This window comes from Bartonella sp. B1098, assembly GCF_944896145.1.
GTDB lineage: Bacteria > Pseudomonadota > Alphaproteobacteria > Rhizobiales > Rhizobiaceae > Bartonella.
The window spans coordinates 455,755-478,593 of sequence record NZ_CALYLP010000003.1 but is presented as its reverse complement, the minus strand read 5'-3'; the positions used below and the strand labels follow the sequence as shown (position 1 = coordinate 478,593).

Annotated in this window: 20 protein-coding genes; 5 read left to right on the top strand and 15 right to left on the bottom strand. The window is 38.5% G+C overall.

Annotated features, from left to right (window positions below; all coding sequences use genetic code 11):
* Positions 1-892 precede the first annotated feature (892 nt).
* The 13 genes from traG to NNJ85_RS06445 form a co-directional block, all read right to left on the bottom strand.
* Complete coding sequence (gene traG, locus NNJ85_RS06505; RefSeq protein ID WP_254474563.1) at positions 893-2,809, bottom strand: Ti-type conjugative transfer system protein TraG; 1,917 nt, start codon at positions 2,807-2,809, stop codon at positions 893-895.
* Between the two features lie 148 nt (positions 2,810-2,957).
* Entirely contained in the window at positions 2,958-4,592 is a 1,635-nt protein-coding gene (locus NNJ85_RS06500; RefSeq protein ID WP_254474561.1) for a BID domain-containing T4SS effector, read from the bottom strand.
* 11 nt (positions 4,593-4,603) lie between these two features.
* Entirely contained in the window at positions 4,604-4,819 is a 216-nt protein-coding gene (locus NNJ85_RS06495) for an antitoxin VbhA family protein (RefSeq protein WP_254474555.1), read from the bottom strand.
* A gap of 73 nt (positions 4,820-4,892) precedes the next feature.
* On the bottom strand, positions 4,893-5,963 hold the full coding sequence (gene virB11, locus NNJ85_RS06490) for a P-type DNA transfer ATPase VirB11 (protein WP_254474552.1): 1,071 nt from the start codon (positions 5,961-5,963) through the stop codon (positions 4,893-4,895).
* A complete protein-coding gene (gene virB10 / locus NNJ85_RS06485; RefSeq protein WP_254474549.1) occupies positions 5,964-7,136 on the bottom strand; it encodes a type IV secretion system protein VirB10 in 1,173 nt (390 codons plus the stop codon).
* Positions 7,129-7,995: a P-type conjugative transfer protein VirB9 gene (virB9, locus tag NNJ85_RS06480; protein WP_139412254.1), complete on the bottom strand. Its 867-nt coding sequence runs from the start codon at positions 7,993-7,995 to the stop codon at positions 7,129-7,131. Before virB9 ends, virB10 begins: the two co-directional genes overlap by 8 nt.
* Positions 7,992-8,696, bottom strand: a complete 705-nt coding sequence (locus tag NNJ85_RS06475) for a virB8 family protein (protein WP_254474548.1) — start codon at positions 8,694-8,696, stop codon at positions 7,992-7,994. Before NNJ85_RS06475 ends, virB9 begins: the two co-directional genes overlap by 4 nt.
* Positions 8,650-8,964: a type IV secretion system protein VirB7 gene (locus tag NNJ85_RS06470; protein WP_254474541.1), complete on the bottom strand. Its 315-nt coding sequence runs from the start codon at positions 8,962-8,964 to the stop codon at positions 8,650-8,652. The genes NNJ85_RS06475 and NNJ85_RS06470 overlap by 47 nt, the downstream gene beginning before the upstream one ends.
* Before the next feature lie 211 nt (positions 8,965-9,175).
* Complete coding sequence (locus NNJ85_RS06465) at positions 9,176-10,180, bottom strand: type IV secretion system protein (protein ID WP_254474540.1); 1,005 nt, start codon at positions 10,178-10,180, stop codon at positions 9,176-9,178.
* The gene (locus tag NNJ85_RS06460) at positions 10,167-10,700 is read right to left on the bottom strand and encodes a type IV secretion system protein VirB5 (RefSeq protein WP_254474539.1); all 534 of its coding nucleotides are present in this window, start codon (positions 10,698-10,700) and stop codon (positions 10,167-10,169) included. The genes NNJ85_RS06465 and NNJ85_RS06460 overlap by 14 nt, the downstream gene beginning before the upstream one ends.
* Positions 10,697-13,051: a VirB4 family type IV secretion/conjugal transfer ATPase gene (locus tag NNJ85_RS06455; RefSeq protein ID WP_254474538.1), complete on the bottom strand. Its 2,355-nt coding sequence runs from the start codon at positions 13,049-13,051 to the stop codon at positions 10,697-10,699. The genes NNJ85_RS06460 and NNJ85_RS06455 overlap by 4 nt, the downstream gene beginning before the upstream one ends.
* A gap of 22 nt (positions 13,052-13,073) precedes the next feature.
* Positions 13,074-13,382, bottom strand: coding sequence for a type IV secretion system protein VirB3 (locus NNJ85_RS06450; RefSeq protein ID WP_254474537.1), 309 nt, complete (start codon positions 13,380-13,382; stop codon positions 13,074-13,076).
* A gap of 1 nt (position 13,383) precedes the next feature.
* Positions 13,384-13,707, bottom strand: a complete 324-nt coding sequence (locus NNJ85_RS06445) for a TrbC/VirB2 family protein (protein WP_254474536.1) — start codon at positions 13,705-13,707, stop codon at positions 13,384-13,386.
* Between the two features lie 395 nt (positions 13,708-14,102).
* Between NNJ85_RS06445 and NNJ85_RS06440 the strand changes: the two genes are divergently transcribed.
* Entirely contained in the window at positions 14,103-14,828 is a 726-nt protein-coding gene (locus NNJ85_RS06440; protein WP_254474535.1) for a hypothetical protein, read from the top strand.
* A gap of 631 nt (positions 14,829-15,459) precedes the next feature.
* On the opposite strand, the gene NNJ85_RS06435 is transcribed toward NNJ85_RS06440, so the two are convergent.
* The gene (locus NNJ85_RS06435) at positions 15,460-15,819 is read right to left on the bottom strand and encodes a helix-turn-helix domain-containing protein (RefSeq protein ID WP_254474533.1); all 360 of its coding nucleotides are present in this window, start codon (positions 15,817-15,819) and stop codon (positions 15,460-15,462) included.
* A 1,043-nt stretch (positions 15,820-16,862) separates the two neighbouring features.
* Between NNJ85_RS06435 and NNJ85_RS06430 the strand changes: the two genes are divergently transcribed.
* Positions 16,863-17,708, top strand: coding sequence for a TIGR01459 family HAD-type hydrolase (locus NNJ85_RS06430; RefSeq protein WP_254474531.1), 846 nt, complete (start codon positions 16,863-16,865; stop codon positions 17,706-17,708).
* On the top strand, positions 17,708-18,724 hold the full coding sequence (locus NNJ85_RS06425) for a bifunctional riboflavin kinase/FAD synthetase (RefSeq protein ID WP_254474529.1): 1,017 nt from the start codon (positions 17,708-17,710) through the stop codon (positions 18,722-18,724). The genes NNJ85_RS06430 and NNJ85_RS06425 overlap by 1 nt, the downstream gene beginning before the upstream one ends.
* A 597-nt stretch (positions 18,725-19,321) precedes the next feature.
* On the opposite strand, the gene NNJ85_RS06420 is transcribed toward NNJ85_RS06425, so the two are convergent.
* Positions 19,322-19,657 carry a TIGR01244 family sulfur transferase gene (locus NNJ85_RS06420; protein ID WP_254474527.1) on the bottom strand — a complete coding sequence of 112 codons (336 nt, stop codon included), beginning with the start codon at positions 19,655-19,657 and terminating at the stop codon, positions 19,322-19,324.
* 1,241 nt (positions 19,658-20,898) lie between these two features.
* Here NNJ85_RS06420 and parA point away from each other — a divergent pair.
* Complete coding sequence (parA, locus tag NNJ85_RS06415) at positions 20,899-21,525, top strand: ParA family partition ATPase (protein WP_254474525.1); 627 nt, start codon at positions 20,899-20,901, stop codon at positions 21,523-21,525.
* Positions 21,525-21,752 (top strand): hypothetical protein, encoded by a 228-nt coding sequence (locus NNJ85_RS06410; RefSeq protein WP_254474523.1) that lies wholly within the window; start codon positions 21,525-21,527, stop codon positions 21,750-21,752. The genes parA and NNJ85_RS06410 overlap by 1 nt, the downstream gene beginning before the upstream one ends.
* The last annotated feature ends 1,087 nt before the right edge of the window (positions 21,753-22,839 follow it).

The following is a 22,839-nucleotide window of genomic DNA, read 5'->3' as shown; positions in this document are numbered from 1 at the left end:
CGGATGGCTTTGAGACTTTTCATATACAGCACTTAGATTGGGAAGTTTATGAATAAAAGCAGTCATCAAGAATTTTACTCCATAATATTTTTCTTCTTGGTCTCTGTGAACATCTTGTTGGTCTATATTTAAAACAAAATGTTTTTTACTTGGTCTTGTTACTCTTATTGTATTGTGCTCCTTTAAGATCCATAAGAGGGAAAAAACTTTCTGTGGTGAGAAAGAAAGGCGCTTTTTCAGCGCTTAGTTGTTAAAATAGAACACATTATGATATCGTAAAGGGGGGGGAAGCTTCTATAAGAATGATTTATTCATTTTGGTGTATCTCCTGAATGTTTTTAGGAAAAAATCAATGCTTATTGTGGGGGGAGAGCTCTTGTCTCAAAGGGAAATCTTTTGTTTTTCTTTAGTCATTGAGATTGGTTATGAGCGTTCTTAAATATTTTTGCTTGTCTGTAAGGAGATAGGCATTGCCGCACGCTTTTGTTGATTGCGTTCTTTAATCATAGAATAGATTTGAAATGAGAGCGTCTTAGGCTATTGGGTCTCTCACTTAGCACAAATTTAGATAAATTATCATTATAAATAAATGTGTTGTCATAAATTATATATGAAAAACTTTGTGAGAGGGTGTTTCTTTTCCAAGTGGAGATATTGATATTGCTCTTGGTTGGGGGATGGGCGTTTTTTATAAAAATTTAAAGATCATGGGCGCTGGTAAAATGATACGCAAAATAGAAAGGGGAAAATATAAAAAAGAAAAATCACGGGCTTTTTGACCCTGTTTTTCTTGTATGGTAGCGGGGAGTTTTTTTGTTCATAGGCTTTTAAAAAAAACAGCAATGTATACTTTTTTGTTGTTATTTTTCTTTCAGTATCTCATTGATGAGGGTTAGTTTTTCTTTTGTGGGGCAAAGCGGTTTTTTGCCGCTGCGGCTAGCATTTCTTTTCTTCTGAAATAGATGGCACGACCACATCGCAGAGGGGGTTGTCCTTGCATAAGAATAATTTGTTCATCTTGACGCATTTCTTGAATAACTTCGTGGGGTAAAATAAGAGCTCTTTGTTGGTAATTGATGTTGTAAGAACTCTTTCCTAAAGATAAACCTCTTGATTTGTTCGTTCCGGTGACTTCAACGGTCATTTGACCACAGCGTTCTGAAATGTCTTTCGCTGTTTGAAGGTCTTTAATGGCAGCATAGCTGACAAAGGAGCAGCTTTCAAACCATGAACGTGCTCCTGCTTCTCCAAAGTGATTGACCAGCTGACCAGAAGATTGATAAAAGAGCATCAAGGATGTTCCGTATTTTCGTCCACGATCACGCGCTTCTTCTAAAATATTCATATAGCCTAAAAGATCAACTTCATCTAAGACAAATAAAACACGCTTTTTATACTTACCATCTGCTGTGACCATGGCATTGAGAAAGGCACCAATAATCACACGTCCGATTGCTGGATAACTGTTTAAAATGCTGGCGGGGAGATTGAGAAAAACATCTGTATTGCCATTGGCAATATCTGAGGAGGAAAAATCATCGCCGCAGACAAGATTTGCGTAATTGGACAAAGAAAGCCATTGGGTATCTTTTGAGGCGGTTGTATAAACGCCTGAAAAGGTTTGTTCTGCCATTTCTGTAAAAATCCCCACCATTTCGCGAATAAAAGGAGAAGGAGTGGTCTCTTGAATCATGCGTAATTGATTGACAACCGCTGTTTCTGATTGTGAGAGAATGCCACGCAATGTTTTTAAATTGCGCTCATCGTCCTCATATTCATCAGAAAATATAACATGAGCAAGAAGAGCCGTTAAAAGATTATGGGCTTGTGTCGAGAAATATTCCGCTGAAGAATTGTCGGATTTTTTATCTGTAAGAAGCAGTTTGGAAAAGCTTACAATATTCGCTTCACGTTGTGTGCGTGGGACGCTGTCATCTAAAAGCCAATCGATAACATTAAAATTTTTTGTTAAAAGTGAATTAGGGTCGAGAACAATAACATTTCTATTGCCCATTTTTTGACGCGCAAATTTGACCATTGGGGCAACTTCTGTTGAAGGATCAAGACAAATAATAGAGCCTGGATAGGTTAAACACGTAGGAACCACTGTGCTTGTGGTTTTATAACCACCAGAACCAGCAAAAAAAATCATATGGGTTGAACCAAAATCGAGATTAAAGGTTAGCAAAGGGGCTGTTCCACCCTTGCCCCATGTTGTTTTATTGCCAGGGGCAAAGGGAATTTTGCACACATTATCTTGATCAACACGGTATCTTTCTCCCACAACAATTTGCCCATTGGCAGGAAAGATTTTTGCTGCTTCATTTAAATTCATCCACGCGGCATCCCCAAAAACACCTTTTTTGGCACGCTTGACCCTATTTTTAGGGGGAGAGGTTGTGATGAATTGAATGATGGAAAAAAAAACACCAATGATGATGCCAAAGATAACCATGGGATCCATGAATTGAAGCGCATAGCTCCACGTTATTCCTTGTTGGCCAACATAGGGACTTAAACGTTTTAGTTCACCCCCAACATAGTAAAGAGCAATGGTGCCAAAAAAGACCAAGGAAACAAAAGTGATGATTTTACGCAAGTGCAGTTTTTGCGAGAGACTATACAACAATGAAACAGCAGCTGTTAGTGCTAAGACTAATAAAGGCTCTGAACGAAGGGTCCAATACATTTGATCGCTCTTAAGGCCATTTGTTATCAGCAACAAAAAATGAGGGACAAGGAATATCGTTAAAGCACCTAAAGCAATAGGGGTTAAAATAAGAACCATTTGTGTCTTGGTATATTTCATTGTATATTACTTTCAATTCTTTTTAGAATATGCTGTAAAATGCTCTTTTTTCAGGGGTGCAGTACTCTTTTTTGCAAAGGCGCAAGATAACGCTAACCCGTTTTCGTTTATGCGCTCTTCTCATGAAAGAGGAAGGTTTTATCCATTCTTAGCTGGCCATAGCGAGCACATTTGAACGGTTGATTGTACGCGTGCAAGCTTGTTGGTGTGCTTCTTTGACTTGCTTAATGGTTTGTGTAATTTGCTTGGCTTTATTTTCTGAGACACCAATGCTTTGAGCCAATGTTTCATAATCATTATTTTTGACAGCTTTATGTTCAGTTGTGGAAAGACGGCTATTGATGTTTTTGACAAAGCTGGTCAGCTCTTTTTGAAGTCCAAGATTTTTTGCTAAAACTTCTTGCTGTAATTCTTTTGGCAAGGCAAAAAGATCTTGCAAGCTTTGACTTGGCATTTCTACTGTTTTTGCAAGGCGTTCTTGTTCTGCTCTATGTTCTTGAGCAATTTCCTTTTCCGCATGTTTTACAGCATGAGCGAAATTTGCAACAGCAGTACAGAGGAGATCAACATGGTTTTTAGCGTTTGCACGTGTCTGATTTTGGAGCCCACATAAATTAAAACCTGCAAGATGAGCAACAGAGTCTGGTGCCTTTTCAATCTGGTTGGCAAGCTGTTGACCTAAGCTTGGTTTTTTAATAATCGCGACCATTTGTTCGTCTAATGTTTTTGTGTTGCCATAAACAATTTTTGCCAACTGCTGAATTTGGTTTCGTGCTGTTTGAACACAGGCATCTTCTGCAACCCTTTCAGCCTTTTCACTTTTTGTCAAAGGGGCTAATTTCTCTTCAGGAATGAGAATGCCTTTTAACTCTTGTGTTTGTGGAACGGTGAAGGTAAATCTATCACCGGGTTTTAATGTTTTGAGTTGTTCTGGTGTGAGATGTTCTTTATTTCCGATGATGTAAGCTCCTTTCACATTGAAGGCAAAGCTGTTAAGGCCAGCACCTCTATACATGCCCGTGTAAGTTTCACCTTCTTTTACAACCATAACAGGACGATCATTCACATTGCGTCCGCTGTTTTTCATGTTATCCATGAATTCTTTTAAAAGATATGCCTTTTCTGGATTGGAAATATCTTCAAACAGGTGTTGCATCGGTTCTAGATCACCCTTTTCTGCTACTGCAACACTGGCAAGAAGCATGCGTTCTTTTGTGACAAGCGAAAATTCAAGTTGATGGCCTGCGGCTTGAGCGAGATTTTCAAAAAATGCCCGTTGTGTGCGCCCATTGCCTTCTCTGAATGGGTGGATTTGGTTGAGAGCGTTAAATAAGTTTATTGCTTCAGAATTAAATTCTTCGCGCGATAAGCCTTGCAAATTGTTTTTTTCGGCAAGCGTTTGATCTAATTGTTGTAAACCTTCTTGGATCTCATCTCCGATTGCAAAAGCATTTTCCCAGCCTGTTCTTTTCATTTCGGGCATGACGGCTGTGGTGCCATCTGAAAATGTAACGGGGATATTTCGAGTCAAACCAGCCCACTCAAATGTGTTGCTAAACAATTTTTTATGAATATGGCATAGATAGGTGGTATCGAACTTTTCTGGTAAGGACTCTTCGCGCAGATTAATCATCGCCTTTGCTGTGTCATGCGAACATTTTTTCAAAAAAGTATCAAGGTCCTTTGTGCCATATTTATTTTTTAACGTAACAGTTTTAGGATAGAGATAATTATGGGGAGAAGGGGTGTTTATATTTTTTGTTTTTGCTTTTGCTTTGGGCATTGTTAATCTCCTTATAGTGGCGCGTTTTCCATAAGCGTATTAAATTCTTCGAGTGAAATATTTCCCCTTGCGTATTCTTCTAAAATTTTTAGCGTTGTGGAATGAAGCTTTATCCCTTCTATTGTATGGGTGTTGATGGCGGCATCAACGGCTTGGCAGCGTTGTTTTAATTCTTCCGCTGTCATCAATAAAAGGTTTTCTCTGTTTCCTGTTGTTTTGCTTTTCATGCATTTTTCCTTTTATGGGCGATGTATGTTCAATCGTTGCTTTAAAAGAGCCTTCAATCGATGTGATCTTATTCTAGTCCCCGCCAAAAATGTTCCGTTGTTTGAAGGGATCATAATAAATTTCTGTGACCTTAAATTTCCCTTCAACCCGTTTGCATTGGATGATGATATCAATCATTGAAATCAATAAACCTCGAATATCATCACGCTCTAAATCACCCCCTCCTTCACTTTCCTTGACTAAAAGGGTCATTTGCTCAAAGGCAGCAAGGGCTGTTGAGGCATGGACCGTTGTAATGGAACCTGGGTGGCCCGAATTGACATTGCGGATATAATAAAAGGCTGTACCATCTCGAAGTTCTTGCAAAAGAATACGATCAGGACGCATCCGTAAAGATGATTCAAGTAATTCCTTGGGGCCAACAGAAGCTAAGCCTTGTCCATCTTTTGAATAGATCATCGAGACATGGTTAGGGTGCGGGATCACCAATTCTTGTGTGTCTTCAATGGTGATAATACGCTCGTCTTGAGGAATTTTAGCGATTAATGCTTTTGATAATGTTGTTTTTCCCGAACCAGTTTTTCCCGCAATCAAAATGTTCTTCTGGCATTTTACAGCTTGATTTAAAAAGAAAACAAAGTCTTTATTGCAGTAGGCAGTGGCTAAGTTATGCTCGCTGAGTTTGAGTTCATTAAAATGCGTGTGATAATCATTCAATGGTGTGAAAGAAACCTGCTCACAGTGCGAAAAGAGACCTTTATTCGCTAGTTCTTCGAGAGAAAAACTCTGTGATGATGGTTTACGAATGGTCATACTAATCGTGCCTTTTTCAACAGCTGGTGGAATGACAATTTGAATGCGCTCATTGCCTGGTAGAGTTGCGGATAATATTGGGTTTTTGTCTGATATATTTTGCTTGGAATAGGACGCGATAACTTTCGCAATTCCCATAAGCTCATTGAAAGAGAGAGCCGGTGCTTCTATTGTTTTCCATCCATCAATCCCTTCCGTCATCACTTGATGGGGACGATTGATCACAATTTCAAAAAGACTCTCATCTTTCAAAAAAATACTGATCGGTTCAAGTTTTGTCAGAACAATCGCGACGGTTTCATCACTCATGGTGTGTAAGATTTGGGTCATTTAAGGTATCGCAGAATTTTTGTAAAAGTTTCTTGAAACAGCTCGATTGATAATCTGTTTTTTGTTTTCGATGACTTTCAATTTATAAACGCCGGAAAAATCTAAATCGCGGGCAACAAAAACGTTTACCATTTCCCCTTGGTTTTTGGATAAGGTTGGAGGAATATTGGCATAATTTTCGACAATAATATTGGCGATGTTTTGTCCTGAAGAGATTGTTTCAGTCTCTTCTTTTTCTTGTTTTTTTGATAAACGTTTATTGGTATAGCTTGTTACATCTTTTATCAGGGAGACAAGAAGTGCAGATCCAATCCGCTCTAACCAATGATTATCAATATCACCGTCAATTCCAGAGCGTCCTAAACTGTCTGTTGCCGGTGAAGCTAAGGATATAATGATACCATTAGGGGTTTTTGCTCTGTTCCATAGTACAAAGAGGCGTTTTTGGCCTTTTTTCAATCCAGCGCGATATTCTCCAACAATTTGGGTGCCTTTATCAAGAAGCACAACACGACCATTGTCGGATAAAATATCCCTGGAGACAATACAACTGGCAAAACCTTGTTGATCACTATTGATGGCTGTTTCTAAGATACAAGGGATAGACGTTCCCATCGTAATGATATAATTTCGATTGCCAAGGGTTGAAGCACGAATCCCTTCAAGCAGTGTGGGTTTGAGAAGATGATTAAAGCGTTGTGTTGTCTCATCGGGCTTGCTTTCCAGTTGGTGAGGCAAAGCGCTGTTATTGGTTTGTGAATCTCCTTTGCTTTGTTGTGCATTCGCATAAGCTAATACAGGAGCTCGTTGTGCGGCTTCCAACAGGGGATCATCAGAATTTAATTGATTGATGTTGGGTGTTGGGAGCTCGACTTTGGGTAACAGACCGTCCTTTCGATGCGCCTGTTCAGGGGAGGGAGGGGTAGGTTTTGCAGGGCGAAAAAGTTCTGTTTGTTTGATAACTTTTCCTTCTTTTAAAGATTCAATCGATTGTTTTTTCTCTGTTGGTTGTGTTTTGTCTGTGACAAGCGTTGAATAGGCTAAATAAAGACAGACACTGAAAAGAATAATAAGGGCAATTGCTTTGCCTACATTGCTCTGTTGACTTTTTCCTTGAGCATTTTTTATGGTATCGCGATCATTAATGTTCTTTTCATCCACGGTATTATTCATGGCTGTTTCCTATGTTCACTTTACGTTGTACAGATGGGGATGTGGTCCCTGTTTCAGGGTTAATTCCTTGTGGGACGAACCTTTTATTAAAGATGCACAATACTTCATTCCCACGCCGTAGCGTGAATTGTGCCGCTGTCGCATGAACAATAACCTTGTTGCCTTTGATTGATTTAGGAATAAGAGCCTCTTGCCCATCAGGCGTTACAAGGTAAATGGTGGGAATTTCAACATTGCCTAAAAAGGTAAAGGTGGTTGTTTTCCCATTATCATAGACAGAAGCAGGTTCAATGAGGGATGAGCCTTGAGCTTCATAAGCCCAATTGCGGGGTCCAAAATCTTCATGGATATTTAAAATATCATTGACATAGTTTTCTTCACGTTGTTCGGCTTTTGCTGCTTCGGCTAATTTTTTACGCAAGGCTTCATCTTCTGGATAACGAAACTTGACCAAGAAATAGGTCTCATTACCGGCTGAAACGTCGCCGTCACGGATTTGCAGCTCAAATTGATAAGAGCGTTGTATTCCATCTTGGCGGCTTGTGACGATTTGTAAATTGGTTACAGGTTGGATTTCACGCGGTTTGAGAAAAACAAAATGGCCAGCTGGCGCAACTTGCCAAGCAACCGAATTGCCAATTCCTACATAGGTTACTTCTTCATCATCGGCAAATTCCAGCTGAACGGAAGAGCGAATGGAACCAATGATTTGTACGACGTTGTAGGGGTCATAATTGACAAATCGGATGCGGTTATCTTTACGGGCACTGACAGGCGCTGTTTCCGCAAATGAGAAAACTGTGTGAAAGCTGAGAGTGATCGTAAAAATTAAAAAGATTATTTGTAAAAGTCTGATCATTTTATCACCTCTGGATCAGATCTATATTCCGATACTTGAAAACCAAGTGGGTTGATGAGACGATCAGACGTTGAAATATGTGCATTTACGTAAGAAAAATTTAGGATTGAAATCCAATGGGAAATATTTTCTTTTTCATTAAAGTCTCTGACCGTTTTATAATAACGAACTTGGATAAGATCTTTGCTTATAAAAGAGATTGATTTGATTGTGACCGTTGCAATCATGTTATGATAAATATTTTGCGGACTTTCTGGATTATTGCCTGCGTACCATGTTGCAAAACGGTTTTGTTCTTTTGGAGAAGATAAAAGAGAGACTAAGCGAAAATTGTTTTCTGCTTCTGAGGCTTGAAAACCTTCACGCGCACGAACATATTGGCTGGCAAAATAACGCGTTATCGCTTCATCATAGTCATTAGGAGAGTCTTTTAGGGCGCTTACAGTATCGATGATGCCTGTTGAGTTATCAACGCGGATAACAAAAGGCTCTACCGTTTTCAAAGGCGTTAAAGCTGCGACAGCCAAAGCCAGTGCAATCGTCATCAATCCAAAAAGCACTGTTAAAGCCATGGAAATTTTCATCCGTATACGCATGCCATGCATGCGATCAATATCAAATGAGCGGGCTTCTTTTATATATTCTTCAAGGGCATCACTTTTCATGCGGAACCTCCACAGTTTTGTCAGATCGTGCTTCATGAATAGCCGGCTTTAATAAAGCTGGGTGAATTGCTAAGTTGGCTGTTGCTTTTTCACTTTCCAAAGTATTGAGAATGATAGGTGTGGTAACAGGCTTTACAGCCTTTTCTGGGTAGGCAACGTTTTTATTGTCCCAATTCCACTTATCTTTATTTAAAGCACGTGTCTGTTTGCCATTACAGCGTGGTGGTTTTTTGGGACCACTCAAAGAGGCACAGCCGGAAAGCGCGATTGTTAGGATCATAACAAAAGTTAGTTTTCGTTTCATTTTTTGAACTCACAGATATCTTGGAATACAATGCATGAGAGCCTTTTATTTTGAACACTTTTACAAGTTTATGGGAGGCAAGATTGTGATTGGTTTTATTGTAAGACCCAAGATGTTAAGTCTTTCATGGAACAGGATCATGGTGCGTGCGCCAAAGGGCGCACGCAAAGCAAAAACCAAAATGCTTCTTCTTTTAAAGAAATGCTTTATCTTAAAACCGACCACGACCACCTCCAAATCTTCCTGCTTTTGCTGCCGCGCCTGCTGCACCTTTAGCAGCATTCCCGGCAGCTCCTGAGATTTGTGAAGCAGCACTTTTTACAGCATTACCACTCGCTCTTGCACTATTGGCAAGCATTGTGAAGATCTGTCCTCCTGAAGAGACACCAGCACTAAAGTATGGTCCGCCAGAGGCCAGCGCTGTGGCAATACCAGGAAGCGCCCGGAAGATAATAACACCTATGATCGAAATGACGATGACAGGGGGAAAAAGAATGTAGATTGATTCATAGGAAACTTTGAGGACCTGTATGATAACTTGACATATAATTGTTCCAAGCATGATTACGAGAACTTGTAAAATGGTAAAATTAACCAAAGTTGTAATCCACGCATCGGTGTATTTTCGCGTTGCATTGAACAAATATAAACTAATGAACAGAGGTCCAAGACCTATAATCATGACCAGTGCAACTTGGGCAAACATTTGGACAATAAAACCACCTATACAAAAGAGAATAACAGCAAGAAGCATGATAGAACCAAGAAGACCCACAATGATCTTTTCAAAAAACCAAGCATTGTATAAAACTTCTTGATAGCGGTCACTTGCCTTTAACAAAATATAATCAAAAACATTGGAGTTTGCAGGATTGCTGTTTAACGCATTTCCAATAGCGTTGGACAAGTCATTGAAGAAAATATCTTTAACATAACTATTAAACGTTTCCGCATTCGTTGCCATCGTTGTTACAACAACGATTTTAACAACATTATTGAGAAGACTATGCATGGAAAGGGCAACGCGACCTGTCATAACATTATAGCCATAAAGAAAAATAAAAATGATTGCGGCAAGATTTAAGGGCGCTGAAATTGCAGAAGATAACCCACTCACCGTTGTGTCCATCACATTATCGAGGGGCTTTAAAATATACCCAGAAATGCTTTCAAAGGGAGAAAACTTATCAAATGTAGGAAAATTATAGTCTGACATCTGCACTAGTACTTTCAAGTTTTTCTTTTAGCTTTTCTTCTTTTTCTTTTAATTGTGCTTGAAGTGTTTTATGTTTTTGTTGCTCCTTTTCTTCACGCAGCTCTTCTTTTGTCTTCGTATCTCTGGCTTGAATCATATCAAGAGACTGAAGTTTTAAAGCATTCGCTTGAAGATCGGCTTGCAGAAGAGAAACTTTTACTTGAAGCTCTTGTCGAAGAGCTTGAAGATTCTGCAATTCTTCAAGTTTAGAGTTTTTGTCAGCGTCTGATGTCGTTTCAGTTTTTGTTCCCTCTATTTTTGATTTAAGTTGTTCAAGTTGATCTCTTAGTTCTTTAATTTTTTTTGTCGTTTCAGTAGCAGTCTTATAAATTGTCTCAGCGGTTTCTGATTTTGCAGCCTCGAGTTTTTGTGTATTCTCGAGCGCTTGCCTATAATATTCGTCTGCATCGGGGGACATTTCTGAGAGCGCATGAGAAATAAAAGAAAAAGATAACAGTGTCACTAAGCCATATTTTTTCATTGTTTTTTTCTCCTCTGATAAAAGATGGGCAACCATTTTTCAGGGGCTGCGCCATGTTCGTTTATAATTTCATTCATAAGTTCAATATTTTTTGTTGTGCCGCTTAAAACGGCAATCTCATCGTTCATTCCCCGTAAGTTAAGTTCTGCAACGACGGAACTTTGCCCTTGTTTGACGAGAAAACGACGGGATTCTCTACTTAATTCTGACTGTATCAGTTCAAATTCACGCTCAGTGAGTTTAAAAGCTTCAACATAATCATTGTAATTTGCTTTTTGATTGGGGAAAAATATTTGGGTGGGGCATTGCTCAATAATGGTATGGGCGATTGTGGAGTTTAAAGCGTCTTTAGGACTTTGGGTTGCAAAGAGCATCATGCCATTTTGTTTACGGATTGTTTTAAGCCGATCTTGCGCAAAAGCTTTAAAGGAATCATCTTCCAAAGCTTTCCAGAACTCATCAACGACAATAATGATGCGTCGTCCATCAATCAGATCAAGAATGCGGTGAAAGAGGTACATCATCAAGGGGCGCCGAATTTCTTCATTGTCTAAGAAATCGGTCATGTCATAGCCAATGAATTGTGCATTTAAATTAAGATCATCTTGATCATTGTCAAAAACCCATCCTAAATCATTGCCTCTAATCCAGCGTTGTAGCCGCATGGCAATCCCTTCTTTGGATGTGTTGTCAAAAAACAGTTGAAGGGCTCCAAGAGAGCGGTGTGTTGGGGGTAAGTTTTCTAAAGAATCAATGGCTTTGGCGATATCTTGTCGCTCTTCTTCTGTTACAATTTGCCCTTCAGCTGTGACGAGCTTTAAGATCCAATGACGAAGAAAAATTTTATTTTTTTCATTGTATTCCATGCCCTTTAAGGGAGCAATCCCCGTGGGCTGTCCATTTTTGAGAGGTTTATATTTTCCACCTCCAGCGCGGACAAAAATCTCCGCTCCTTGATCTTTATCAAAAAAAACCATGGTCGGATTGTGTTTTTGTAATTGTGCAAGAAGAAAATTAACAATCACTGTTTTACCAGATCCCGATGGACCACAAACAAAAGTGTTGCCAAGATCACCATAATGAAAATTAAAATAGTAAGGTGAACCAGCCTGTGTTTTGAGCAATGCGACAGCTGCTCCCCAAACATTATCGTTCAATTTGCCAACGGGGAAAGAATGGAAGGGCGATAAAGCTGCAAAGTTTCGGCTGGTAATGGCGCCTGAACGCGCACGATAGCTAAAGTTTCCAGGCAATTGTGCCCACCATGCGGCTTCTAATCCTAAATCTTCTCTGGCAATTACGGCACCCCCATTGGTTAAATGAGAACGTGCTTTTGATAAGTTCTCCGTCAATATTTTGGGGTGATCCGCAAAAACGGCTAAAGAAATATGATGTTCGCCCAAAACAAAACGGTTTGACTCTAAATCATCCAAGGCTTCATCCAGTGCATCAATTTGTGAGCTAGCACGGTCGGCGGCATTAATCATTTGATTTTGCTTGCGGCTCATAATGGCACTGGCAACTGCTTTACTTTTAAAAACAAACGATTGTGTTAAGATGAATTCAAAGGGGACCGTAAGCAAACCATCGGTCATCCCTGGGCGGGTTTTTGAAGGGTATTCTTTCCAGCCAAACATGCCGACAAAGCGCTCATTGCTTTCATGGCGAATTTCAATAATTTCTTTCCCAAAAATAACACGATCTGAGTAAATTGTTGAGGCAATGGTGCCAAATGTAAGAGGAATACGTTCACGTCTTCCTCCCACCAGTTGGTGGAGAAATTCACTTTGTTCGGAAAATAAAAGTCCTTCATGTTCATAGATTGATAGGAGACGGACTTCATATTCTTCTAAACCTTGCATGAGATCTTGGCTTAACTCTTCGAGTTTCCGAATAGCTTCTGCGTCGGGTTCAGATTGTGTTTTTTTTGCTTTGCTCAAGCGCTGAAAAAATGAAGCTAGTTGTTGTGTCTTGTCCGCTGCGGGATTCCAAAGCAGTGAAATAAACAGATCATTGCGATACAGCTCTTGCGAAACCATTTTCTTTTTATATTTTTCATCTAATGTTGTTGCAAAAGATGAAAGAAAATGACCTTCTGGATAAATTGTTTCACGACGACGGATGATGTGAGAATATAAAGCAACCCGTTCATCTGCGATATTTTTCAAAAGAGTGTTTAATTGGTTGTGTAAAGAATTGAGTTGATCAATGTCTGCTGTGTCAAAATTGACACCTTCAACAGCCATCACAACCATTAAACAGCGTGAGTTTAAAGCAATGATATGCTGGTTGATGTAGCGTATATAGGGAATATATTCTTCAGGCAAAGTTTCCCGTTTCATCATTGACATCTGTTTCACCGGTTTTGTTCCTTCAGCGTAGTTCCTTATAAGTGCGGACAAGGCGTAAAGGGGAGGTAGAACCGCCTCCCCATCGGCTGAGATTTTTTTGTTTTCCTCTTGTATTGAGCCACGCAAATAATACGCGAAATTGGTTGTGATCATATTTTGTCACTTCACGTAAAATAAAGTGCATCCCGATGCCTAAACCAAACATGGTAAAACCACTGGTCAAAATAAAGAGAATAGATGTTGCCATAACATTGAGTGCCATCGCTTCCATTGTAACACCGGCAAACATGGCCGGACGTGTACAGGCCAAGAAAAGGGTATCTTCGTTCATTTTATGTGGTTCCTGCTAGTTTTGTGACGAGGGCAGGAGCCCCAAAAACAATCGCAATACCCAGAACACAGTAAGCTGCTTTGCGTAAGTCAATAAAGCCGTACATCCAGCCAATACCTACAGCAGCAACACATATAATGGCAATGAGTCTTGCCGTTGGACCCGTCATCATTGTGACAATGTTGCCTAAAACACCATCAAGATTCCCTAGTCCATCCCCACTAGTAGAAGAAGGAGCAGCATAAGAAAAATCGGACAAAAATACTGCTGTAAAAAGCAGCATGGTCACGATAAAAATGATGTTCTGAAATCTATTATCTGTCATTTTACCTCTCTTTAACAAACAATATTTGTTCATCTGTTGACATTTCATTGCCTCTAACAACTGGAGAATTCTGTTATTTTTGACAGTTTAAACTCCTTGTTTTTTTTTGTTTTTAAAGTCTTGATCGTGGATTTTCTCACTCTCAAACGCTTTTCTTAAAGAGACAGAAGTCTTTTCAAACTGAGATTGTGTTATATGAAAATGGCAATTTTAAGTTGTGTTTCTGGTTAAGACAACAATATTAAAATAAGGTGAGAGAGAATATTATTTTTTACAAAATGTGGTTAATATACAAAACAGATATTTATATTTTTTTCTTTAAAAACAAGGGGATTGCTGATAAATAATGTAAAATGATAGAAAAATATGAACTTTTTGAGTGAGCGTGTTAAGAAATGCTATTTAAATGGATTGTTATTATTTACATTATGGGGTCCATAGTGTGGGGATTAAGCCAATATAGAGATAAAATAGATTTCAGCTTTCTTAAAATATTAAAAACGCAAGATATCCAAGATATTGTGGATCTCTATCGGGAAGAAAAAAAATTAAGTCAATCGATCACCCAACAGTCCTTAGAAAAAAATGGACCAGCGCTCGATCAGCAGAAGACAGTTTTATCAAGCGATGGTGTAAATAATACAGTTGTTTTTCATGGGAGAGCATCGGTTACCAGTGGGGTTACGTTTAAATTGCTGACGCCTTCTGCACAATCTTGGCGATCTCATATGACTCGTGATATTCATCTTTATGGTGTGGACACATGCGCACCCCGCCAAAAAGCAAAATTAAAGGATCAAGAATGGCCCTGTGGTGTGGTTACAATGGCTTGGCTTGTTACCAAAACACTTGATCAGGATTTATCTTGTAAGCGGGCTTTTATGCACAATGGTGTGTATTATGCGCAATGTTTTGTTCAAGGGGTTGATTTAGCCGAGGCAGGTCTTACAGAAGGGATGTTGGTGCTCTCAAAGGAGGGCAAAAATCCTCTTCCAACGCAGTACCATCATGCAGAAGAAAAAGCACGTAACAACAAGATTGGTCTTTGGTCAAGCGACTTCACCGAACCTTCAAAATGGCGGCAAGATAATGGATCTTACAACCCCTTTGCAAGCCCGTGATTGGTTTTATTGATTCTCCTTGATGTTTATTGCAAAAATGTGTGAGATCAGGATAAACCTTACAGTCTCATGAGAGGCGGTTCCTTGAGGTTGGTGATATGAAATAAATCAAGTCAATGTGCTCACTTAAAAAGCTGGATTGTTGCATTATTGACAGACTGGATTGGATTGAAGCGTTTTTGTGCTTCTAGGTGCGCAGGAAGTTAGCTTTTTAGGACGTTTTTGCTCGTAGAGCTTCATGGAACATTGTCCTTTGAGATGTTGAAGTCAGCTCAGTGAAACTGTTAGACAAGACATCAGATTGTAAGCTGGTCCTTTTAAACGCAGGGGAGAGGATAGAACTTTTTCAAATTTGGAACAGTCAAAAGAAGTATCGCTCAATATTTAAAGGCTTATATCATAAATTGTTTTCATGATGGCTCAATGAGAGCACTCTTTCCATGATGTGTTGCGAGATATTTTCAGAAAAATATTGATGAAGTGGCATGAAGGCTTATGAAGAAAAAGTCGTGCTTTCTATCCTATAAAGTCAATCAAGGAGAACCTGTAAAAAAACGCGTTGTTTATAAATTGCAGGGCTTTGTTCTTAGAATAGAAAGCAGATTAGAGGATAAAGGTCATTTAAAACGTTTTAATTTTGATCAGAAATTAATTTTAAAATGGCTTTTTGTTTGACAGAGGTCAGGACTCTAAAACTTTTTAAAAGCAAAAATTCCTCTTTGCTTGATGCAATTTCTTCATGAGGGTACGAGGTGTTTTCTTTTGTGATAATATCCGCATAAAAAAAGGAAACCGGAACTTTTAGGATATCGGAAATTTCCTTTAAACGTCCTGCGCTCACGCGGTTTAAGCCTTTTTCATACTTTTGAATTTGTTGAAAACTTACCCCTAAAGCGTCTCCTAAGGTTTTTTGAGATATTCCCAACATTTTTCGCTTCAAGCGAATTTTTTTGCCAACAAAAAGATCAATATTAAGGTTCTGAGCTTGCATTTGCCCCCTCCGGTTGCGAGCGCCCTCGCATTTAGTATTCCGGGAGCTTGAAAATACTGAACCCTAGTCAGCATTTTGCTTTTAGTGCTGGGAAGCACCTGGACATAGCAAAATCTCCCGGAATTCGAAAAAAAAACGCAAAGCGGGATAAATTTATGTATCGAGGTTTCGGGCTTGTTTTCCCTATTGGTCGTTGCGTAGACGGCCAAAACATCCTTTAATGTGTAAAGTAATTTTAGGAGCTTGGCAATAAAAATTGTTTTTCTTAAAATGGGTATAGATTTATTGAAGGAGAGACTGTTTGCCTTTCAAATTTTTTAAGATGCGCTCATCAAAATTATGCCATCAGCTCTGCATTTGTGAAGGGAGCAACAATCTCTCTGTGGATTTTAAGATTAAGCGTCTTAGGGGAGAACTAAAGAGGTCTTTGATCAATAACCAAAATGGTTTTTCTTATGTGGTTGAGATATCATAATGAGAGGGAAAAGTTTTCATGAGTGAACATCCCTCATGCAACACACAAAAACAGAATAGATTGGATTTTTATCTATTCACCTGTTTGTTTTAAAAAGATCTTTCTCAAGGCTCGTACTCATTTCATGAATGGTGCTGCGTGGCGTGTAGCAAGGGAAAGCTTCTATGGATAGGATAAACGCCATGTTTTGATCTTTCCTGAAAAAAAGATATACAATGGTGCATATTTCCAATCCTCTGTCAATTCAAAATACTCCGATAATTTTTGCGTTTGAGAGGAAGAAATATTTTATTCTTTATCTTTAAGTGTTTTTTATTGCTCATTCTACTTATTAATCAAATAAGAAGAGATATTTGGGGTTCTTATCCGTTTATTTTCCAAATAAAAACTTGTGTATTTTGCACGGGCTTTTGATCCCTTATTTATTTTATCATTTCTTATAATCTTTAATAAATGATGTAAAGTTGGGGTATGGTTTGAGAAAGAAGATGACAGAAGTCTTATCTTTCGCTAAGTAGTTTTGAAGTAAAAAACAGCTTGATCAATGACAAATAGAGATAGGTCCCCCATGAATGAACTTACCCATATTGAGACTGTTATAGAACGTTATGATGCTGTTTTTTGTGATGTATGGGGTGTTGTGCATAATGGTGTACAGGCATTTGAACCAGCGTTGAAAGCATTGTATAAAATTCGACAAATGGGAAAAACGGTCATTTTATTGACCAATTCTCCTCGACTCCGGGAAGATGTTGCAGCCCAATTACAAAGTATGAAGGTTCATCGTGACTATTATGATGCCATTATCACATCAGGGGATGTCACGCGGGATCTCATTTCTGCTGCACCACGTAAAGTTTTTTTCATTGGTCCTCAACGTGACTTGGTGCTGTTTGAAGGATTGACATGTGAATTTGTTGAAGAAAGAGAAGCTTCTGTTGTCGTTTGTAGTGGTTTTCTTGAGGATTTGGATGAAGAACCCTCTGCTTATGATGCGATGTTTCGTCGCATAAGGGCGCGGAATTTACCGTTTATTTGTGCTAATCCGGATGTGATTGTCCATTATGGAAATAAGGAATTTTGGTGTGCCGGCGCATTGGCACGTCTTTATCAACAATTAGGAGGGGAAGTCCGCATTGCTGGAAAACCTCATGCGCCTATTTATGAGTGTGCCTTTGAAAAACTTCAAAAAATACGTGGGACAGTAGAAAAAAGTCAAATTTTAGCGATTGGTGATGGTCTTTTGACGGATATTAAAGGGGCAGCTCATTTTGGTCTTGATGCCCTTTATATTATGGGGGGGATTCATCGTTATGATTATATGCAAAATGGTGTGGTCGATAAGCAAGCTTTGTATTCTTCTCTTGAACGTTATGGTTATAGGCCACAAGCAATCATGTGGGCACTTCAGTAATGGCTAATTTTTTACGTCTTCAGGGAATTCATACCTTTCCCTCAGTTTGGCGGGGAGCCGTTTTGGCACTTGGAAATTTTGATGGTGTTCATTGTGGGCATCAGGGGGTATTGCAAAAAGCGCTTGATTTCGCGCGGATAAAAAAGAAACCAGCTGTTGTTTTAACTTTTGAACCGCATCCAAGAAGTTTTTTTCAACGTTCCACGCCTATCTATCGTTTGACTGAAGCGGCTGAAAAAGCTGAAATTTTTAAAATCCTTGGCTTTGATGGCGTGATTGAACAGCCCTTTGATGCTCAATTTGCCACTCTTTCAGCCGATGAATTTATCAAATCGATTTTAAAGGAAACTTTTGATGTTTCCGTTGTGGTGACAGGTGAAAATTTTCAATTTGGTCATCAGAAAAGTGGAAACGTTCCTCTTCTTTGCCAAAGAGGAAAAGAAGAGGGATTTCAGGTCGTGCAAGTCTCTTGCGTTTCTCATCCAGGTGTTTCTCGTTCTCAAGATTCACAACCGTTGATCATTTCCTCTAGTTTTATTCGGCAACTTCTTTCACAAGGGGAAGTGGACAAAGCCGCTCATTTGTTAGGCTATCACTATCGGGTATGTTCCAATATTATTCAAGGCGACAAACTTGGACGTCTTTTGGGATTTCCTACCGCTAATCAGATGTTGCCTTCTCAAGTTCGTTTGGCTCATGGTGTTTATGCGGTACGCTTGCGTCGTGCCAACGGTATTTTATATGATGGGGTTGCAAGTTTTGGCTGTCGTCCAACGGTTGTTAAAGATGGGGCCCCCCTTTTGGAAACCTATTTATTTGACTTTAATGACGACCTTTATGGGGAAAGCTGTACCGTTTCTTTTTTCCAGTTTTTGCGCGGACAAGAAAAATTTGATGGGCTTGAACCTTTGATTGCACAAATGCACCGTGATGAAAAAAAAGCAAAAGAAATTTTAAAGACAGTCCACCCCTTATCCAAGTTGGATCAGTTGCTTACTTTTAAAAATATGCTCTAAGTTTATCTGAAAAAGAGAGAAAACTCGCAAAAATAGCACTTAAAGTGATGATAAGCACAAACATATATTCCAAAACATCACGGAGTATATGTTTCTTGCGTTGTTGAGAGGGAGAATCGAATATCTGAAGATCTGATTGAGGCATTGTCTTTTTCAAAGTGAATTGTATGGTTTTTGTTGTCAATTAAAACTTTACTGCTTGTTTCTTTCTGATTCGTTAAAATTTATGATGAATCGTAAATGAATAAGGATACAGCATCTTTGGCAAGAAGAGATGAGAAGAAAAAGGAGAACTGTTTTTTAAACTTCTTACACTTTTAACCTTACAATTTCACAAAATTTAAAATCGATGACTTTTTTACTTTAAAAGCTAATTGCTTTATCAATTTGCAGGAATTTTTATAGCTTCTTTATGACTTCAAAGGGAAAGGTTTGTTGTCTATTTAAGAGCAAAGAAAGCTTGTTTATCGTGTCCTAATGAAGAGGGCTCCAGGGAGAAGCTCAAGGAGAAGGCACGAGACAAAGATGATTGACAGATGATTTTTTTACTGATCAGTGCGAATTTAAGAATTTTTGTTTTTTAAGAGCGCGTAAAACCTATGATTCAAGACGTGCTAAACGGTAAAGATGCAGCGAACGCGTTCCGCGATGGCAATAGGCGAGAAGAGGCAGAGATGCTGTTTTTAAAATTGTTTGCATGGTCTCAATATCTGATTTTTCTATGGTCGGAGGAGAAATGGGAAGGTAATAGGCTTTTATGCCATAGTCATTTGCGACCGTTTTAATACTCGAAAAAGCAGGTTGATGAGGTTCTTCATGATCAGGGCGGTTACAGATAATTGTTTTAAAACCAGCTTCTGCCAATGTTTTGATATTTTCTATACTCACTTGAGTGCCGATAAAAATATCAGGAGCAATTTGCTGTAAATTCATTTTCGTTTATTCCCAATTGCACGATTTTTACGATACTCTGAGGTCTATAAAAGGACATGATGAAGGTAAAATCTTTCAAGGGCATCTTAACAAAAATATTCTTTTTGTCGAGAAGTCTTGCTTGGAAAAATGCGTTGTAAGGTGCAGAATATTTCACAGCGCAACATATTCGATCTTGAATAAGATATTGATCTATAATGATAATATAGTGCTGTTGAACTTGAATTAGAACTCTGAATACCATAAGATTCCCTTATTTTAAATCTGTTCTATGTTGCATCAGTCAAGATCTCTTGCTGATAAGCGGGGGCCGCGTGGAGTAAAATTGTATAAGAAAGGACGAAAAATGCCTTTTACCGTTTCAAGGGCCAAGAGCTTTATCGTATGCCCACGAGCTGGCACAAGTCTTATGATGGGGCGGTTTTGTTCCTTCTCAAGCTTAAAGATAGATGTGCTTAATGAATTAACCGTTGTAAAAGATAACGCTCTTTATGGATGACTCATTAGTTCTTGCGAAGCAGAGAACACTCCATTGTATTGCTTTTTTACCCTTATTTTTCTCAAGCTCATTTCATTCTGTCGCACGGAACTGTATCAATTTAAAGAGTATAATATTCACTGTACACACCTCTTCTTTCATTCAAGAAAAGGAACAAACCGATACGATTATATACGCGCCACCGATGCGGACAGCCGTTTTTGACATTTCAGATACTTCATAAGACGTCTTTTTTTGTGTTTGTTCTCATATGTTAGCTTTGCTGGTGATGGTAGATAAATGATTTTAATTGATTGAAGATGAGAGTGGGAAATGAGCCAATTTTATGGATTTTGCTTTTCTCATTCAATATGCTCCCCCTGAATTCTCCTAGGATATTTGTTATCTCTTTAAGGAAAAGGCTTGTTTGTCTGGGTGGAGCAAGGATCTCATGAAGGGTGAAACCCAAGGAAGATTATGGAGAGACCTTATTGATCTATTGGCATGGATTTAAGAAACCTTCATTTTAAGGCGAGGAAAGAGAAGCCTATCACTTGTTTAAACTTATCTTTTTCTTTTTAAGAATATTCCCTTCATAATGTTTTGGGCTTCATACTAAAAGAATATTCTCAAGATAAAATTGCGGGCTGTTGTTTTTATCATAAAAATTAAGAGAAATGGTTGTTTTGTCGGTGTTGGATGCTTGCTTCTTTTGTTGTTTTCAGTATAATCGTAAAAACGATAATACTGAAAGATGTAATGAATGATCATTGGACTTTTGAATCAAAAAGGGGGGGTCGGGAAAACCACGTTGAGCGTGAATCTGGCAGCCAGTTTTTCCCGTACCGGTGCACGGGTATTGCTTATTGATGTTGATCCTCAAGGGAGCGCATTGGATTGGGCTGCTGCACGTGAAGAGGCTCCTTTATTTTCCGTTATTGGTTTACCGCGTGCAACGGTTCACAAAGAGATTGCACAGATTGGTCATAGTTATGATCATATTATTATTGATGGTCCTCCGCGTGTGACGGATCTTGCGCGTAGTGCTCTTATGGCTTCGGATTTTGTGCTTATCCCTGTTTTGCCTAGTCCCTATGATATTTGGGCTGCTGATGGAATTGTAAAGTTGATTGACGAAGCACGCGTTTATAAAGAAAATCTCAAATCTGCTTTTGTTATTAATCGTAAAATTGTCAATACAGCGATAGGGCGTGATGTGAACGAAGCGCTTGGCATATATCCCGTCCATGTTCTTTCTTCTAGCGTTGCACAACGTGTGATTTTTGCAGAAGCTGCAGTTCAGGGTAAGGCTGTTTATGAAGTTGATAAGCAAGGACCAGCCGCCGCAGAGATTGAAGCTGTTGCAGCGGAAATCAAGGAGTTAGTGTGATGAATAAAAAAATTAAAATTGGTACGAAACCAACCAATAAATCTATTCCTTTAACGGCTGATGCATGGGTAGGAAGCCACAAAGGAAACGTGAATGGAGGGATGAAGCGCCTCACAATCGATATTCCAGAAACTTTGCATCGATTAATGAAGGTCAGTTGTGCAAGTCGTGGAACTAAAATGGCTGATGAGGTGCGCGAATTGCTTGCAAAAAAATACGGAAAATAAAAATAATATACGATAACAGATCTATGATAATAAATGTGCGTTGGTTCGTTTTTTAAAAAGATGATATCGGTTGTTTTTACATGAAAGTAATCGTAATAAAAGCGTTCATTTTTTTACGCGTTTTTTTTCATACGATTCATTTTATGAAAGAGTCATGAACCTATAAAAATTCTTCATTTCAACTTTTCTCCGATGGATGTGCTTATCCTCCTCATTGTTATTTGTATTATCGCTAGATAGTTTAGTTTATTCTTCCATAACAATTGTCTTGATTAATGGTTTTAAAGGTGAAGTTATTTTTTGTTTATTTTACTGAAATATATGGGTAAATCATATAAATTAGTAGTAGCGTTGTTTGTTTTTTTCTGCTAAATAATACTTCCTTTTTAAAGTTATATTCATGTTTATCAGGGGGGAATAAAAATCAATAAAATTGACTGATATGGGTGTGCTATAAGCTTTCCTCATAACCAAAAGAAATCATTGAGTATGATATGAAAATTATTTCTTTCATTTGTGTGATTTTATAGACTATATGATTTTAGAGTCTGAATATTAAAGGCTACTTGATGATGGTCAAGGAATAATCTTTTCTATGGCTATCAGGAATGTATAAGATCGTTTTTTTAGAATTTCTATTGGTACTTTAAAAGTGTAGGGGGCGTTTAAGTTTTTTCTTTCTCGGCGGATTAAGAAAGCGGATTAAGAAATAAGGAAGAGCGCAATCAAATCATTAAAAGAGTTGTTGTTTCATTTTCAGAAAACTTGCAATGGATCTAGCTATGGTGAATTTTTGATACGATATTTGTGCTGCTTTTCATGATAAAGTGGTTCTTGAAAAAACTCTTGAAAAAAAAGAAAAATTCTTGAAAAAAAAGTGATTAAAAAGCTTTTTGAAAATATCAAGATATCAAATTGCTGCTGAAGTCTAAACAGTTCAAATATAAAGAGCCACTGCATAGATAACATTCCAAATGCAAGTCCAATAAAACAACTCTCATGCTTCAACATATTGGCGTTGAAGCTGTTCGTATTTGTCAAAGGAAAGGTATACGTAAGAGCACGATACAGGGGGGTGTGAATCCAA